The sequence below is a fragment of the Paraglaciecola algarum genome, assembly GCF_021532655.1.
GTDB classification, from domain to species: domain Bacteria; phylum Pseudomonadota; class Gammaproteobacteria; order Enterobacterales; family Alteromonadaceae; genus Paraglaciecola; species Paraglaciecola algarum.
Genome location: NZ_JAKGAS010000001.1, coordinates 188823 through 205721 on the forward strand (window position 1 = coordinate 188823; position 16899 = coordinate 205721).

10 protein-coding genes are annotated in these 16899 nt (G+C 39.8%); 8 read left to right on the forward strand and 2 right to left on the reverse strand.

Features of this window, described 5'->3' with window-relative positions; translation table 11 throughout:
• Window positions 1–183: 183 nt before the first annotated feature.
• The 6 genes from L0668_RS00850 to L0668_RS00875 all read left to right on the forward strand — a co-directional run bounded on the left by L0668_RS00850 (window position 184) and on the right by L0668_RS00875 (window position 8885).
• Window positions 184–2367 carry a right-handed parallel beta-helix repeat-containing protein gene (locus tag L0668_RS00850; RefSeq protein ID WP_235310167.1) on the forward strand — a complete coding sequence of 728 codons (2184 nt, stop codon included), beginning with the start codon at window positions 184–186 and terminating at the stop codon, window positions 2365–2367.
• Window positions 2368–2934: 567 nt separating this feature from the next.
• Entirely contained in the window at window positions 2935–4239 is a 1305-nt protein-coding gene (locus tag L0668_RS00855) for a glycoside hydrolase family 117 protein (protein ID WP_235310168.1), read from the forward strand.
• Between the two features lie 25 nt (window positions 4240–4264).
• Window positions 4265–5779 (forward strand): sugar ABC transporter ATP-binding protein, encoded by a 1515-nt coding sequence (locus L0668_RS00860; protein ID WP_235310169.1) that lies wholly within the window; start codon window positions 4265–4267, stop codon window positions 5777–5779.
• Between the two features lies 1 nt (window position 5780).
• On the forward strand, window positions 5781–6773 hold the full coding sequence (locus L0668_RS00865) for an ABC transporter permease (RefSeq protein WP_235310170.1): 993 nt from the start codon (window positions 5781–5783) through the stop codon (window positions 6771–6773).
• Between the two features lie 103 nt (window positions 6774–6876).
• Complete coding sequence (locus tag L0668_RS00870) at window positions 6877–7848, forward strand: sugar ABC transporter substrate-binding protein (RefSeq protein ID WP_235310171.1); 972 nt, start codon at window positions 6877–6879, stop codon at window positions 7846–7848.
• A gap of 104 nt (window positions 7849–7952) precedes the next feature.
• Complete coding sequence (locus L0668_RS00875) at window positions 7953–8885, forward strand: ABC transporter permease (RefSeq protein ID WP_235310172.1); 933 nt, start codon at window positions 7953–7955, stop codon at window positions 8883–8885.
• Window positions 8886–8970: 85 nt separating this feature from the next.
• Here L0668_RS00875 and L0668_RS00880 read toward each other — a convergent pair whose 3' ends face one another.
• Window positions 8971–11865: a DUF2339 domain-containing protein gene (locus tag L0668_RS00880; protein ID WP_235310173.1), complete on the reverse strand. Its 2895-nt coding sequence runs from the start codon at window positions 11863–11865 to the stop codon at window positions 8971–8973.
• A 227-nt stretch (window positions 11866–12092) separates the two neighbouring features.
• Entirely contained in the window at window positions 12093–12926 is an 834-nt protein-coding gene (locus L0668_RS00885; protein ID WP_235310174.1) for an alpha/beta hydrolase, read from the reverse strand.
• Window positions 12927–13356: 430 nt separating this feature from the next.
• Between L0668_RS00885 and L0668_RS00890 the strand changes: the two genes are divergently transcribed.
• Complete coding sequence (locus L0668_RS00890; protein ID WP_235310175.1) at window positions 13357–14394, forward strand: alpha/beta hydrolase; 1038 nt, start codon at window positions 13357–13359, stop codon at window positions 14392–14394.
• 3 nt (window positions 14395–14397) lie between these two features.
• Window positions 14398–16884, forward strand: coding sequence for a glycoside hydrolase family 95 protein (locus L0668_RS00895; RefSeq protein ID WP_235310176.1), 2487 nt, complete (start codon window positions 14398–14400; stop codon window positions 16882–16884).
• Window positions 16885–16899: the final 15 nt, after the last annotated feature.

Sequence of the window (16899 nt, forward strand, 5' to 3'; positions counted from 1 at the left end):
CTAGCCACAGGCCTATCTAATAAAATTTCACGAATGTTCATATAGAAGTAAACGATTTTGACTCGCCCTAATGTTTTAAATATAAATTCATAATTGGTTATATAAATTTTATTAACAATTCATTTTCTTTTAGTTATCATGAAAACACTATTTATATTTAATTGTTAACACTTGGGGTGGCTGATGCCGTATGTCAAAAACATTGTTTTTTGCCTTTTCTCTTTATTTATTCTTGCAAGTTGTGGAGGCGGTGGCGGAGATTCTAAACCTACACCCCCAGTGGCGGTAGAAAAAGATTCTGATAACGATGGGATAAAAGATTCTATCGATCAATGTCCTTCCGAAGTAGGATCTGCTTCAAATAATGGCTGCCCAGAGCCTCAGCCCGAACCTACTACTGATACTGATAAAGATGGTTTAGCTGATTCTGTTGATGAATGTGTGGATGAGAAAGGATTCGAATCCTTTAATGGTTGCCCAAGTCCTAAAGATACCGATTTTGATGGTGTTGCAGATCTTGATGATCAATGTGTGGATCAAAAAGGATTAGCAGAAAACAGCGGTTGTCCTGCTGCTATTCCTGAAGACGCATTTTATGTAGCGCTAGACGGTAATGACAGCAATAACGGTACAGTGGATCAACCTTTCAAAACCTTTGCTAAAGCTATGACGGTTTTGTCTGCTGGCGATACCTTAGTGATTAAAGAAGGTAGGTATAGTGAGACGTTAGATATTGACCTTAATGGCACCGAACTAGAGCCCATCACTGTACGCGCTGCAAGTGGCGAAAAAGTACTGATATCTGCAACACAATATGTGAACGATTGGCAATTGCATGAGGGGAGTATCTATAAAACCCAGGTGGAATTAACCTTAGGTGATGTGTTTAATCAGGTTTATTACGACGGTAAAGTTATGGATATGGCTCGTTGGCCAAATAATGAAGACAATGATCGTCATACAGTTGATGCGCACCCAATAACTGGTGGCGATGGTTCGACGATTAACGCCATTGGATTACCTGATGATTTGGCTGGTGGTTATGTGTGGTATTTAGGTGCGCATTCTGGTGCTAGTTGGACACGAGTGATTACTGAATATGCTCCCGGCACCATTACCTATGATGCTATCGATGTAAACAAGTGGCCTTTTAATCCTCATAACCCAGGCTTGTTTCGAAATGGTAATTATGGCCGTATTTATGTATTTGGCCGCTTAAGTTTGTTAGACCATGCAAGAGAGTGGTATTACGATACCAACACTCAAACTCTATATTTACAAACCCCAGATGGAAGTGAACCAGAACATAATTCTGTGCAAGTGCCAGTTAAACTAAATACTATTGAAGTAGATGGTGACTATGTAAAAGTACAAGGTGTTGAAGTATTTGGTGGAGCTGTGCGTTTAAATGGTAATTATAATTCTTTGTTGGATTCAGTTGTTTCAAATGGCTCACAAAGATTGGATGAGTTAGATAATACTGATGCTCAAATGGGCGACGGCTCAGTGGTTGTTAATGGTCATCATGCAACTATTAAAGGCAATATTATTGAATATGGTTCAAATAATGGCGTGCGCATTACATCTTGGGGGGGCAGAGGAGATGGCAGCCGAGTGGAAAATAATTTCATTCGTTATTTTAATACATTAGGTATTCATGCTCCTGCGATACGTTCTGGCTCTAAAGATGTGAAAATACTGAAAAATACGATTTCTTATGTAGGTAGAGATGGTATCTCTTCTTTTGGCACCCACTGCGAAATTGCCTACAACGACGTATCCCAAGGCATGTTAATCAATAACGATGGTGGCGTGTTTTATACAGTGGGTAATGATGCATCTAAACACACTGAAATTCACCATAATTGGTTCCATGATTTTCAAGGGCCAGAATACGCTGATGGTCGTGCAGCGGGTATTTATTTAGATAACAACAGTAAAGGCTATTTAGTCCATCACAATGTAGTGTGGAATATCACTTGGACAGGGCTACAACTAAACTGGGCTAATTTTGATAACTATATGTATCACAATACAATTTGGAACCCAGGCGAGGCAATGGGTTCTTGGGTAAATGGTTACGACCAAGGTGACAACCGAGTATGGAACAATTATTCAAGCATTGGTGACTGGTTACAAGATGATGCATTTGATTTAGAGGCTAATATAATTGATGAAGAATCTCCGTTTATGGATATCGAAGGTGTTAACTTTATGCCTAAGCCAGAATCAGTATTAATAGACCAAGCCATTGATATTGCTAATTTTGATAAGGTCACTTCGGGCGCAGGTGCTGACGTAGGAGCATACGAAAGAGGTGGTGTGCAATGGACCGCAGGTGTGAATGCCATAGAAGATGAAGAATAAATAGCTAATAAAAGTACAACGGCCTCAAATGAGGCCGTTGTTTTATGAGTAAGAATAATCAATTTTTACCATTTCTATTACTGAGTCTTTGCCAATCCATGACGCAACCTACCGTCATATTATGCAGTGTTTGGTTAAATATTTGTGGAACAAAGCCATTATCTATGTTTCATGCATGAGGTCGATACTGCGTTTTAATGACTAAATTGTTGTCATTGGCATCCACATTCTTTTTATTATCCTTTCTCCATTTCAGTAAATGTTCAGGCTTGTACATGAGTAATACAGTTAATATTCTTATGTTTAGGTTATTTTTCACAATAATTGTCCACAGTTTATCTATAGAAACCGCTTATTAAATGTTTAAACATATAATTTTTAAAGTTATGGAAATTTACTTTAATTATCTACTGTTATGAGAATATTAATGTTAATTATTTTTTGTAGTTTGTTAACTAAATTGAGTGGTAATTTACATTGTGAAATGTTTATATAGGCAAAATTGTATAGCAGCGCATATTTAATGTTAAGTTTTTACATGCAAAGTTTTATTCTGGGTGATAAATAATGGATTTAAAGAAGAAAGTTACTAGTGTTTTTTGTTTGACTATGGCTCTTACAGGTTCGCTTGTTACAGGGACGATTGTTACAGGTGTCGCGGCAAAAGAGCAGAAAATCGCTTCAGCGTTTCCCTATGATTTACCTAAAGACAAACCTAATCGACCACTAAGCGCAGCTGTAGAGCGTAATTACGATAATTACCTATCACCTCGTCAGGAGGAAAACGAGTTATATACCTTATTTAAATACACTGAATTAAAAGGTTTTGATTACAATGGTGGAGACGGTACTATTTCTCGTCGTGACCCTTCTAAAGTCATTAAAGAAAATGGTAAATATTATGTTTGGTATTCAAAGCGTCATACCCAAGCTAAACCTCTTGGTTTAAGTAACGCACACTTAGCTACTGCGACTATTCCTTCTGCTGATTGGGATTTAGCGGACGTTTGGTATGCCACATCAAAAGATGGTTTTACTTGGCAAGAGCAAGGTGTGGCGGTGCCACGTCCACCTAAACCCACTATTGGTTGGCGATCGGTTGCCACGCCTGATATTTTAAAATTTAAAGGTAAATTCTATCTTTATTATCAAGGGTTTAGTGAGCCAAGCGGTTTATCGGATAATGATTGCCCGGTAATTATGTCAGTTGCGGATTCACCAAACGGCCCTTGGAAAGCAACTAACCAAATTGTTGTGCCAAATGGCAAAAAAGGTGAATGGGATCAAAATGCCATCCACGACCCTCACCCAATCGTACATGATGGCAAAATCTACCTTTATTATAAATCTGATTTTGATCGTATTCGTGGCAGTAAAGACCGCCCTCAAGCTGTGCGTATGCAAGGTTTAGCTATTGCCGATAATCCGTTAGGACCATTTAAAAAACACCCTTTAAATCCAGTATTAAATTCAGGTCACGAAACCTCAATGTTTCCTTTTCAAGAAGGTTTAGCAGCGTTAGTCATCCGTGACGGTAACGAACGTAGCACCATACAATATGCGAGAGACTGGGTAAATTTTGAAATTGCATCGGTTGTTGAACTTATGCCAAATGCCGCAGGATTTTATGTACCAGATGCATTTACTGATACAAACTTTGGGCGCGGAGTAACCTGGGGCATATCTCATTTTACTCAACCTAAAGGTTGGGAAAATAACCATTCTATTTTGACTCGATTTGATGCGGATTTAAGTCTGGATGTACACGATCCTGAGATGAAAAAGCACAACAACAAGTATTCACCTGAAACCCATTACAAGTTTGGTTTATCTGCTAAACAGAAAAAACGTATTGCTGAACAAAATAAATAACAGACACGAACTAGGTATTAAAATTATGCATAAGGGCGCAAGGCCTGTACTTTCAGTTAACCAGCTTAGTAAGGCGTTTTCTGGTAAAACAGTGGTAAAAGACGTGACGTTTGAGCTCTACCCAGGGGAGATCTTAGCTCTGGTGGGAGAGAATGGTGCGGGTAAATCCACCACTAAAAACATGTTATGTGGTTTGCTAACGCCAACATTGGGGCAAATTTTTGTGGAAGGCGAAGAAGTACCTGAAATTCAAGGTGTGGAGCAGGGGATTTCTGCTGTGCATCAGGAATTAAGTTTGTTCCCAAGTTTAACAGTGGCAGAAAACTTATGTATTAATGATTTGCCAGGAAGCGCACTCAATGTCGATTGGCATGAAACCCAAAGGTTGGCGACAGAACAGCTGGCCTTTCTGGGAGTAGAGATCGACATTTTGGCTAATGTTGAATCTTTGGGCGCGGGCAAACAACAAATAGTCGAAATAGCCAAAGCGTCAATGCACGCCAATAAAATATTAATTTTAGATGAGCCGACTACTTCGTTAACCGTGCCAGAGCGCGAGAAGTTATTTTCCATTATGCGCATGTTGAAAGAGCGTGGTGTGGCGATGATTTTTATCTCTCACTTTATGGATGAAGTGTATGCCATGGCTGACAAGTTTGTGGCATTGCGAGATGGCACACAAGTGGGCACTGGGTATTTAAAAGATGTACCTCGTCGTGAATTAGAAGCCTTGATGGTGGGGCGAGCAATTGGTGAGTCTGCCTTTGATTTGCATAAACCCTCAGAGAAAATCGCGCTGAGTATCAACAATTTAAGTTCACATCGTTTTGACAAGGTATCACTTGCTGTTGCCAGTGGAGAAATTTTAGGGATTGCTGGTTTGATGGGAGCAGGTAGAACGGAGCTAGTCGAATCTATTTTTGGTATACGCGCTGCAAGCGGTGACATATACATTGATAACGAACAGGTTTCGCCCGCTAGTGTGTCCAAAATGAAGAAAAAGGGCGTGGTGTATGTTACTGAAGATAGACGCAAAAATGGCATGTTCTCGGGTCGTAGCGTAAAAGAAAATTCCTCTGCGGCAGGGCTTTCTTACTTTGTGAAGCAACTGGTAAAAGGTTTGGGTTTTAGCGGTGAGCGAGAAGCGGTGGCCAGATTAAGCCAAGATATGAATGTTTCTACGCCTAGTATTGACGCGTCAGTCAGACAGCTCAGTGGCGGAAATCAACAAAAAGTACTGTTAGGTCGTTGGTTAGCCACTAAACCTAAAATATGTATTTTAGATGAACCCACCAAAGGTGTGGATATTGGCGCAAAGTTTGAGATCCATAAAAAAATTGTCGCCTTTGCCAAACAAGGGGTGGCTGTGATAGTGGTATCCTCAGATTTACAAGAGTTACTCGATGTATCCCATAGAATTATGGTCATGCGCACCGGCCACATGGTTGGTGAGTTTGAGCGGGAGAATTTCGACGCAGTGAAAATTATTTCACTCGCAGCAAGCTCTGTACACGAACAAAGCCAACAAGTGGCGAGTTAATATGAAATTGAACAATTACAAATTTTTTGAGCAAAATTGGTCGGCGATTGCCGTTGCGACTTTAGTTTTATGCGTGTTTTTAACCATTGCCTCTCCAGCGTTTATGTCTTTTGCCAATATGCAGTCTGTACTCGTCCAAGCTAGTGTGACTGCCATTATGGCGGTGGGTATGACCTACATCATTATTGGTGGTGGGATTGATATATCTATAGGCGCTATTCTGTTTTTCATTTCATCAGTTTTTGCAGAACTTTTTGTGGCTACAGGGAGTTACCCTCTAGCTCTTGGTGTTTCCCTTATTACAGGCGTATTACTTGGTGCGGTTAATGGTTTTTTAGCGATTAAATTTAAAGTGACTCCGCTTATTACCACACTTGCTACTTACACCATTTATCGAGGCATGGCTATCCATCTCACCGGAGCACAAAATATTCCTGTTCCGCGAGAAATCGGTTACCTAGGTAATGGCAGTTTTTTGGGAATTCCTGTCCCAATTTTATTAATGGTGTTAGTTACGATCCTAGGTGTGTATTTGATTCAGAAGACACGTTTTGGTTTGTATCTTCGCGCTGTGGGTAGCTCGGAAGAGTCAGCTCATGAGTCTAGTTTACCGATTATGCGAGTCACTGTTCTTGCTTATTTAATTGGCGGGCTCACGGCTGCTTTAGCTGGACTTATCTTAATTGCACGTGTGGGTGGTTTACAGTCAGATATAGGCATTGGCCTTGAATTCACTGTGATTGCTGCGGTGATTTTAGGTGGCACTAAGTTGTCTGGCGGTTCAGGCTCCATATTAGGCAGTGTGATTGGCGCGATATTTTTAGTGTTAATCGACAATGGTTTGAATATGTTGAATGCCTCTCCTTATGTCTACGATACGGTTCGAGGCATTGTATTGCTTGTGGCAGTGATTGTTGACAGGCTTTCTGAGGTACGAAAATCTCGAGAGTTAATCAAAAATAGTGCGATGAAAATGCGCGGTACAACAAGTTAATTAGGGGTAATTTGCAAGTTTGGTTTGATGATTATTTGCAGATTTAGCTTACTGGTTGAGCGCAGAGAAAATTTTAATGTTAAGGCCTTTTAAGGGAAAAGTGATGAATATAAAAAAAAGAATAAGTGGTGTGTTGTTTGTTGTTGCAACGTTGCTGCTCTCGAGCGTTTCAACATCGGCATTGGCCAAAAAAATTCGTATTGGTTTAGCCGTCGATCAATTATTTGAAAGTCGTGTGGCTGAAAATAATGCGATTAAAGTGGCGGCCGAAAAGCTTGGGTTTGAAGTGATTGAAGTGGTAGCGGATGGCGATGCTCAAACGCAAAATGCGCAAATCCAATCCCTAGTGGTGCAAAGAGTGGATGCTATTTTGGTATGTGCGGTTGATCAAAACACCATTGAGCGCGCGTTAATGCGTGCTAAAAGAGCCAGAATTCCTGTCATTGCTTATGACAGAGCACTTCCTGATAGTCGCACTGTTGCGGCTTTTGTAGGACCTGATTCAATTTCTGATGGCTTTGAAGCAGGCAAGTACATGGCTGAACAACTCAAAGGCATCGAAGGTAAAGTACAGGTACTAGAGCTGTTAGGTGCCTTAAACGACCAAAATGGCATCGACAGAAGTAAAGGATTTAATAAAGCACTCAATGCTCTACCTAATGTAGAGATCATTTCAGTACCTACTGATTGGGATTCTGCTAAGGCGCTGGCAGCCACAGAAAATGCTTTTCAAGCCAATCCAAATATTAAGGCTATTTTTGCCGCCACCGATACGCAAATTCCCGCGATTGAAACAGTTTTGTCGAATTTAAATAAGGCGCATAAAGTTGGACAAGATGGGCATATTGTTGTAACTGGGGTGAACGGCAGTAATGATGGTTATGCCGCAACTGTGAGTGGTTTTGCCGACGGGATTGTGGTGATGGACTTAACCAATATCGGTGAAAAATCTGTACAACTAGCAGCTGCGTTAATTCGAGGAGAGTCGGTAGGTAAGCACAATGTTGTTCCAGGTCAGTTTTATTCTCATGACAATATTGTTGAAAATAAAGCCGATATTTGGGGCGCGAACTAGTCTCTGATGTAAGACGTTATAGAAGAAATTTATTTTTCAATGCTGTACATAAGTCAGGCAATCATGTTTTACAAGAAAGTTAAGAAAGAAAGGGTTTAATGGGCATGTCGTCTATCGTTAAGTTGTTAAAAAGTTATCCGTCGCTACCTATTATTGCAGCACTGTTAGTTCTTTTTTCATCATTGTCACCGTATTTTTTTACGGCCGGTAATGCTGAATCAATTTTACTAGCAAATTCAGTTGTGTTAATTGCAGCCGTTGGCATGACATTAGTATTTCTAACGGGGGGGATTGATTTGTCGATAGCTACCGTCATAAGTGCAACTGCTGTGGTGGGTGGGGTAGTTATGGCCCAAACTGATAGTGTATTTTGGGGCACAAGCGCAGCCCTTTTAGCCGGTTTATTGTTTGGTTTATTGAATGGTATTTGCGTTGGTTTCTTTGGTTTAAATCCGTTTATCACCACTATGGGCACAGCTTTAGTTGCTCGAGGTATTGCGTTCACTTTATCCGAAGGTATAGCGGTAAAAGGTACACCCGAGGTGTTATTAGATTTTGGTTTTGAGTTGTTGTGGGGCATACCTTACATAATGATTGTAGGGATATTCATAGTAGTGATTTGTTCGCTTGCTATGTCTAAAACGACTTGGGGCAGACAAGTGATGTTGTTTGGTAGCAACCGTGAGGCTGCACGTTATTGCGGTATTAATACTCGCTTGATCGAGACTAGTGTGTATGTATTATCGGGTTTACTGGCCGGAATCGCTGGTATGGTGAGTATCGCTAATTTAGGTAATGCCTTGCCAGGAGTCGGTGATACATTATTGCTACTAATTATTGGTGGTGTGGTATTAGGCGGCACACACATGAATGGTGGTGAAGGTTCGATAATGAGAACAGTATTGGGCGTGACTATTCTGGCTACCTTAACCAGTGGCCTTAATTTACTGGGTATTCCATTTTACGATCAATTAATTGTGCAGGGCGTATTGATTTTTGTCGGTTATACCTTGGCCATGAAGTTGAGCCGAACGTAGAGCTTTTATATTCTTGGTATTAAACCGCTCTGTACCCACAGACTGGCCAACTTGAATGGATCTGGCCCTTAGCCGAGTTCGAGGCTTAGACAATTTCATTTTGGCTTTCTATAGTGGCATTAATACGTTTTTGATACACAAAGGCGGCAGCTAACATAAAAATCCCTATACTGATCATCAGCGCCACTTTTTGCCATAACACAGCACTTGCTGCGTCTACTAAGGCTAATTTTGCTAATCCACAGCCGATGAATACCAATGCTAATTTGGAAATAAATTGACTGTGCTTGTGTGTGAAAAATAGATAACTGCCATGTAGGATTAACCATGGAGTAATTAGTATGGCTAAATCCCACTTTATTAGAATAAGTGCGCCGCTAATTGATAATAAAAGGCTTTGTAAGCAATAACCTGTTTTACTGTCGTTGAACAGTGCTAGTTTTAGTCGGTTTAATGCATGTGTCTTAAGCAAAAATATTAAAGATATCGCCATGCTTATTAATACCCAAATGCTACTACTAATAGCCTGTCCGCTGCCCGTGATTAAAATGTATAACCATGATATTAAAATATTGAAGAAGTTTAGATATCCTAAAATTCGACGGTTTCTTGCCAGTATATTGTTTCGCTCAACACACATGCTAAGTGCAAAAATATAAACACAGGCTAAAACTCCGGCCCACACAAAATTGGCCCATTCTTGCATGTAAATAGCCATACAAGCGGCCAGATAATATAGACTTATTGAAGCAATTTTTTTGTTTAAAAGCGGCGCATGTTGTTTATGGGTGTTAATCAAAAAGTAACTAAATAGTCCGAGGCCTATCAAGTTAGCTATAGCACTTAATATAAATTGACTGTGATAATACTCTATGGTGAAAACTAGGTTATACAGGGCAGCTATAGCAAAAATTATCAGAGATTCAGTTCTGATAAAAGGATGTTTGATTATACGGCCTAACAAGTAAGCTATTGAAGCCGCAACCCAAAAAGCCAAAGCAGAAAATTCATTGTAGTGTTTGATGGCAGAAGGTAAAAATGTCACAGGTAAAACAAGGTAAAAAGTTAACCTGAGGTTTTCTGCGATATTTGCCAATGGTCCAGTTTGTTTAGTACGACGATAAAACTCTGCAAATAACCAAGATTCAGCAAACACAAAGATCAAAGCAACTTTGGCGTAATCAGGCAAATCTCTAAAGGATAGAGACTGCACTTCATTGATACCTAAAACGCAAATTCCAACGGCAACTGCGCTGGCCACGTTAACCATGATTTCTGAGGTTTTACAGCTTGTTCTATAAGTTTTAACTAACAACCAGATTTGTAATGGTAAGACCGCTACGGCCATCCAAACACCAAGGTTTACCCATAAAAGTGATAAAATAAACAAACTTAACCAAATTGATTCAATTGGCCTTAGAGCTTGAAGAAGTTGAACTTCCCACTCGTTTTCAACTTTATGATTGGCTAATAGTTTTCTAATTCCAAAAATTATTGCACCAATACTTGCCACGACTAAAATACCTTTTAGGGTAAGAAGAGCTGGATCGGGAAAATAAGGCAAAACGGCAAATACAGCATGCAAAACCGCAAACGTTAATAAAGCATAAGCTTCAACTCTTACAGACTGATAGTTTTCTTTTAAGGCTAGATACAAAATAAATAAGCCTTCGATACCAATGGCAAATCCCCAATAGTCAGGGGCAAACCAACTGATAATCGCCACTAACATCCAAGTACTAGCAAATAGGGTATGTAAAGAACTGGCATAACTATTTTGTGTTTTAGTCTTAAATACTAAATAACTACTTAATAGAGTATTGAAAATGGCTAGGGTAGGGAGTACCCAAACGTTAGTGATGTCGGATTGATAAAAAATGCCTATGTTGGCAAATAAAATCATGACGGATAACACTATGAGGTTTTTGCTTACCTGACTGTTAAGCTTTATAAAATGGTATAAGTAGAATAAAAATAAGCAGTAAAATCCTTGACTGAAATAGGCAATAAAATGCTCTACCAGTACAAATGTTATTAAAAACTCTAAACAGCTGTAAGTAACAAATACACTCACTATCCCTAACCATGGCCAATTTTTATTTATGGCCTGATACAAGCTGGCCATAATAATAAAACCTAACCCGACTAAGTATAAACTTGTACCTGCTTGATCTAATTGAGAAATAAGTGGAATTGCGGCTCCACCTATTACTGATAATGCACTGACAGTCTTTGTATCGAATTTGTTTGCAAAAACGAAACCGACTCCCGCTATGGCAAAATAACTGAGTAAGACAGCCCAGTCTGGAAGTAGTTGATAGAAGCTGCCTGCCATGTAAACCGTTATATAATTGAGTAATAGACCTAAACCCACTATGGCTGAGTTAAACTCTGGGTATTTATTTTTCTTTGCTAAATAAGCGCCAGATAGGGTGGTACCAATGGCTACTATAAACAATAAGAGCGATTGACTCCCTGCGCCTAATTCACCCACTAACAATTGAGTGAGGTAGCCAAAACCTGCTACCAGCAAGACTATGCCGATAAGCATAAATACAAAAATAGGCCCTTGCCCTTTTGCTTGATAGTGTTGGTATAAGTTTAATAATGGCGATAAAAACCTAGTGAAGGGTGACGAGAGACTAATCAGCTGTTGGCCACTTTCTTTTAAAAACGAACCAATGGCAGAAAGTTTAGGCTGTTGTTTATCTGTTTGATGAGATGCACTACTTATTGTAGCAGCCATTTGCCGCTCAGCTTTTGGCTCTGTATGTGGCTTATCTGTATCTGGATTAAAACCAGCGAAGTGGTCGGTTAGTTGTTGATTTTTAGTGTCATTTGTTTCAGGGGCGGGCGAACCTACATCACTGGTTAATGAAGCAATTTTTTGTTCTAGTTTTTGCAAGCGAGTTGAAAATTCTACTCGAGTAAGTGCCAGCTCTCGTTGTAGCTCATCAATTTGTGAATCCTTCGACGACATCTATGTCTTCCTATACAGCCCGCCATTTATAAAAATCAAAATAACATAGAGTGTATGTTTTTAAAACGTACTCGTATGAACATCCCTGCTAACTTTTTGGCTAGGCTCTCGCTATTTTAAAGAGGGGGACCATAGTCGTTAGCTTACAATGAAGAATTTGCAGATAAGTATTGGGTTACCTCTGCATTTTATATCCATATGCAGAGGCGTTATTGCATGTATAGAGTTTAAAACTTATTTACTTCTAACCAATACAAAAAGGCATCAAACCATTTATTACTTGTTTTGTCTGGATTACCTAGGCCAAACCCGTGACCACCATTTTGATATAGGTGAAGTTCGACCGGAATTTTAGCGTCATACCAAGATTTAATAACACCAAACTCACCATTAAACAAAAAGTCATCTGTGGCAAGTGCTGCAAACATTGGAGGAGCATTTTTCGGTACATCGACAGGACCCATTCCTCCGTAGATTGGACCAATAAATGCTAAATTTACCTTTTTAGAATGCAATGTTGTATGCATGGTTAAACCCGCACCAGCAGAGAATCCAATCATACCAATTCTTTTTTCATCTACTCCCCACTTTTCAGCATTTTTGAGAATAAGTGCATAGGCAGCTTCGGCATCTTCAAGTTGGTTGGATAAATTCCAGCGAGGTCTTCTTGGAGGCGTATCAGCGTCATCAGAAGAAGGCGCGGCTTCTGCAAAACGTTGGTTCATTTGAGTTTCAAAGTCGACTAATTTGTCAGCGGTTGGCTGTAAACGATACTTAAGCACAAAAGCGTTAATACCTTTATCCGCAAGAGCTTGCGCAACTTCCCAGCCTTCATTACCCAGAGATAACCATCTAAAGCCTCCACCTGGAGCAACAATAACACTCAAGCCGTTAGCTTTTTTAGGGGCTGCCAAAAATGGCGTTAAGGTGGCTGTTGTTATATTTCGCGCCATAGGATCGCCCCATTGACGAAACCACGATTCACTGGCAGGTTGATTATCAACTCCTCCGGTTTCTAATGGGATAGCATTGGGCTCTTCTGGGGCGTCTATCAGATACATAGTCCCGTCCTGAGCAAATAATGAGGTGTGAAATAAGACCGAAAAAATAACCAAACATTTAGATATGAAACAACTGCATTTTTTGAACATATAATCCAATCCTTTTTATAAATTAATTGTTTACTACTCTTTTATTTAATAACAAGCTACTTGGTGCAGTTTGTTACGTTTTTACTTTACAAAACGGTGAAAATCTCCAATGAAATTCTCCACTATCACAATACAATTGCTCTGTTCAACTCAGCACCATCTGTAAAAAACATTAACGTATATAAAAAACTACTGCATTTGTTAAAAGAAATTAATCAATTACTTAATATAGCAATAACATATTAGTAACGCAGGGTTTACAGTGCGGTTCTCGGAGACAATTATTAACAAATCAGCTCATTGGCAACTTATGCAAAACTTATTAAGGAAAAGCAAAAATATGAAACCATCCATCTTATTTAAACCGCTAGCTGTTTTACTCTTGCTATGTATCCAACCTGTTTTTGCTGCACATCAAGTTAACTCTTTTTTAGATATCGAATGGGCACAACCTAAAGGTTTTAAACTCACAACGGACATCTATGTGCCGGATACAGGCTACAAAAAAATGCCTGTGCTTATTATTTACCATGGTGGTGGCTGGCTATTAAATACCAAAGAAATCATGACCGACTTGTCTCGTCATATTGCGGGTAATGCCAATATTGTTGTGGTGAATATGAATTACCGCACACTTGCTAGCGTGAATAACACTACCACCCCTAACGAGATTATTAACGATGCTATGGGCGCTGTTTTGTGGGTGAAGGATAATATAAAAAAATATAATGGTGACCCAACTCGAGTGGCCGTTACTGGCGATAGTGCTGGTGGACAGATTGCGGCTATGGTGACATTGGCCTGGCGTAATTTACAGAATGATAGTTTTAATGCAGAGAAACTTGGATTCACTCCTAGTTATTTACCTACTGGCAAAACATCAGAACAAGTGGCAGCGGAAGATGGCTTAGCAGTGCAAGCGACTATTTTAAGTTACGCTGCATTTGATATGCATGGAGTAGCTAAAAGTGGCTTTGAAAAAAACTCCAATCCGTTTTGGAAATGGGCTAATGCGTCTGCTCGCGGTATGTTTGGTGACAATATTAATGTGGAAGATAACCCAGAGTATTATCACGCTGTTTCACCTTTGCATTATATAGTAGAACATAAAAACTATGTGCTGCCGCCGCAATTTGTGTTGGTTGGGCGCAACGATACTATGACCACTCCTGAGTCGGCAGAAAATTATGTCAATCTGCTTAAACAAGCAGGACAAACTGTAAAATTTAAAATTTACGAGAATAGAACACACGGATTTTTAGATAGTGGTTGCCCTCCTTATTCAAGTGGCTGTTTTGCCGAATTAGCCGTGCCAATAGTCAATGACATGATTACGTTTTTAAATGATGTATTTACACCTAAAAATAGTGGAAATTAAGTAATGGCTACGAAAAAAATACATGGGTGTTTAGTATTTTGTTTGTGCATTGTCATTACATGGGGGCGAAGCGCACTAGCAGATCCAGGCCCGCAAACCCTATGGTATAACGAACCTGCCTCTCAATGGGAAGCCGCATTTCCTATAGGTAATGGCCGCTTGGGAGCCATGGTTTATGGTGGTGTAGCAACTGAAACAATTCAATTAAATGAAGATACCTTTTGGGCGGGCGGCCCACACAATAATCTAAATGTAGGTGCCAAAGAAGCACTGCCAGAAATAAGAAGGTTGCTGAGTATTGGTGATTATGATGCAGCATCAAAAATGGCAGAAAAACACATTACCAGTCAAGGGGCACAAGGCATGCCTTATCAATCGGCTGGGGTACTCAATTTAGAATTTTCAGGTCATCAAAACTATACCCATTATTATCGGGAATTAGATTTAGAAAATGCCTTAACTACAACCCGTTATCAAATCGATGATGTGAAGTATCAACGAGAAGTGTTTAGCTCATTTGTGGATAACGTGATTATTATCCACCTGACTGCAAGCGAAAAAAATGCTTTGAATTTTTCTATATCTTTATCCCATCCCGACGAAATGCCTGTTAGCGTCATAACCAAGAGTGCTAGCTTGTTAATGCAAGGCACATCTATAGATCATGAAGGCATTAAGGGCCAAGTCAAATTGGCGAATTTGGTGAAAATAGTCAAACATGACGGGCAAATAGAACAAAGTGATCAATCACTTAATATCACCAATGCTTCAGACGTGATTATTGTGGCTTCTTTAGCTACTAATTTTAATAATTATAAAGACATCAATGCCAATGCCCTACGAAAAGCAGAAAACTATTTGTATATGGCTGAGAAAAAACTGACCGGCGTCAACAAGGCTTATCAGTCAGCATTACAAGAACATACGCAATTTTATCAAGAGTACTTTAATCGGGTGTCTTTGAATTTGGGCAGCAATTCATTTGTTAAAGAGCCTACCGATATTCGTATTAAAGAGTTCGCAAATCGATACGACCCTTCGTTAGTCGCTTTGTATTTTCAGTTTGGTAGGTATTTACTGATTTCTTCATCCCAACCCGGTTCCCAAGCTGCGAATTTACAGGGAATATGGAATCCACACTCTACGCCCCCTTGGGATAGCAAATATACACTGAACATCAATTTTGAGATGAATTATTGGCCAACAGAAGTGACGCAACTCACTGAACTAAATGAGCCATATATTCGATTAGTGCGAGAATTAGCCGAATCAGGCCGCGAAGCAGCCGAAAAAATGTATGGGGCACGAGGTTGGATGGCCCATCACAATACGGATATATGGCGAATAAGTGGTGCTATCGATTGGTCATGGGGTTCATGGCCAACAAGTAACGCTTGGTTAGTTGAACACCTGTGGCAAAAATACCTATATAGCGGTGATGAAACCCACTTAAAAAGTATTTACCCTATCATGAAGGGAGCTTGTGAATTCTTTGAAGATTTTTTAGTACTCGATGAAAAAACTGGCTGGTTGATCGTATCGCCGTCTATGTCACCTGAAAATCCAGCACCTGTTACTGGACAAAAAATTGCAGCAGGTGTGACTTTAGATAATCAATTATTGTTCGATCTTTTCTCACACAGTATACGTGCAGCAAAAATTCTTAACTTAGACAATAGTTCGATACAAAAATGGCAAGGCATTATTGATAAATTACCTCCCATGCAAATAGGTAAATATCATCAATTGCAAGAATGGCTGCAAGACTGGGACGACCCTGAAGATCATCATCGTCATGTTTCTCACCTTTATGGTCTTTACCCAAGTAATTTGATCTCACCTATTCGTACCCCTGAATTATTTAATGCGGCGAAAGTGAGCCTTGAGCAAAGAGGCGATCCGTCCACGGGATGGTCTATGAATTGGAAGATTAATTTATGGGCGCGTTTGTTAAATGGTAACCGAGCTTTAAAGTTAATAAAGGATCAAATTCAATTGGTGAAAGCAACCTCTGGTGAAGCGGGCGGCACTTATCCAAATATGTTTGACGCACATCCGCCATTTCAAATTGATGGTAACTTTGGCTTTACTTCGGGTGTGGTTGAAATGCTGATACAAAGCCATGACGGCAGTATTCATCTGTTACCAGCACTTCCAGAAGTGTGGCCTGCAGGCGAAGTAAAAGGCTTGGTTGCTCGCGGAGGATTTATAGTGGATATCAAATGGCAAAACGGCGAGGTGAATTATCTGAAAGTCACCTCTCGTCTTGGTGGTAATTTACGTTTACGCACCTATGCCCCATTACCTAAAGAACAAGGCTTTAAAACTACTATTGCCACTGGCTCAAATAGCAACCCGTTCTACGAATTACCGAAAGATAAACCCTTTATAAAACACACCAATAAAAACTTACCTACCTTGTCACTGGATAACTCATTTTTATCTGAGATTAATACCAAGGCTGGGCAAAGTTATATTTGGGGGCAGTAACAAGTCCTACTAAAC

Excerpts from the sequence above, each read along its gene's own strand:
- L0668_RS00850 (WP_235310167.1), top strand. The coding sequence starts at position 184 with ATGCCGTATGTCAAAAACATTGTTTTTTGCCTTTTCTCTTTATTTATT.
- L0668_RS00855 (WP_235310168.1), top strand. The coding sequence starts at position 2,935 with ATGGATTTAAAGAAGAAAGTTACTAGTGTTTTTTGTTTGACTATGGCT.
- L0668_RS00860 (WP_235310169.1), top strand. The coding sequence starts at position 4,265 with ATGCATAAGGGCGCAAGGCCTGTACTTTCAGTTAACCAGCTTAGTAAG.
- L0668_RS00865 (WP_235310170.1), top strand. The coding sequence starts at position 5,781 with ATGAAATTGAACAATTACAAATTTTTTGAGCAAAATTGGTCGGCGATT.
- L0668_RS00870 (WP_235310171.1), top strand. The coding sequence starts at position 6,877 with ATGAATATAAAAAAAAGAATAAGTGGTGTGTTGTTTGTTGTTGCAACG.
- L0668_RS00875 (WP_235310172.1), top strand. The coding sequence starts at position 7,953 with ATGTCGTCTATCGTTAAGTTGTTAAAAAGTTATCCGTCGCTACCTATT.
- L0668_RS00880 (WP_235310173.1), bottom strand. The coding sequence starts at position 11,865 with ATGTCGTCGAAGGATTCACAAATTGATGAGCTACAACGAGAGCTGGCA.
- L0668_RS00885 (WP_235310174.1), bottom strand. The coding sequence starts at position 12,926 with ATGTATCTGATAGACGCCCCAGAAGAGCCCAATGCTATCCCATTAGAA.
- L0668_RS00890 (WP_235310175.1), top strand. The coding sequence starts at position 13,357 with ATGAAACCATCCATCTTATTTAAACCGCTAGCTGTTTTACTCTTGCTA.
- L0668_RS00895 (WP_235310176.1), top strand. The coding sequence starts at position 14,398 with ATGGCTACGAAAAAAATACATGGGTGTTTAGTATTTTGTTTGTGCATT.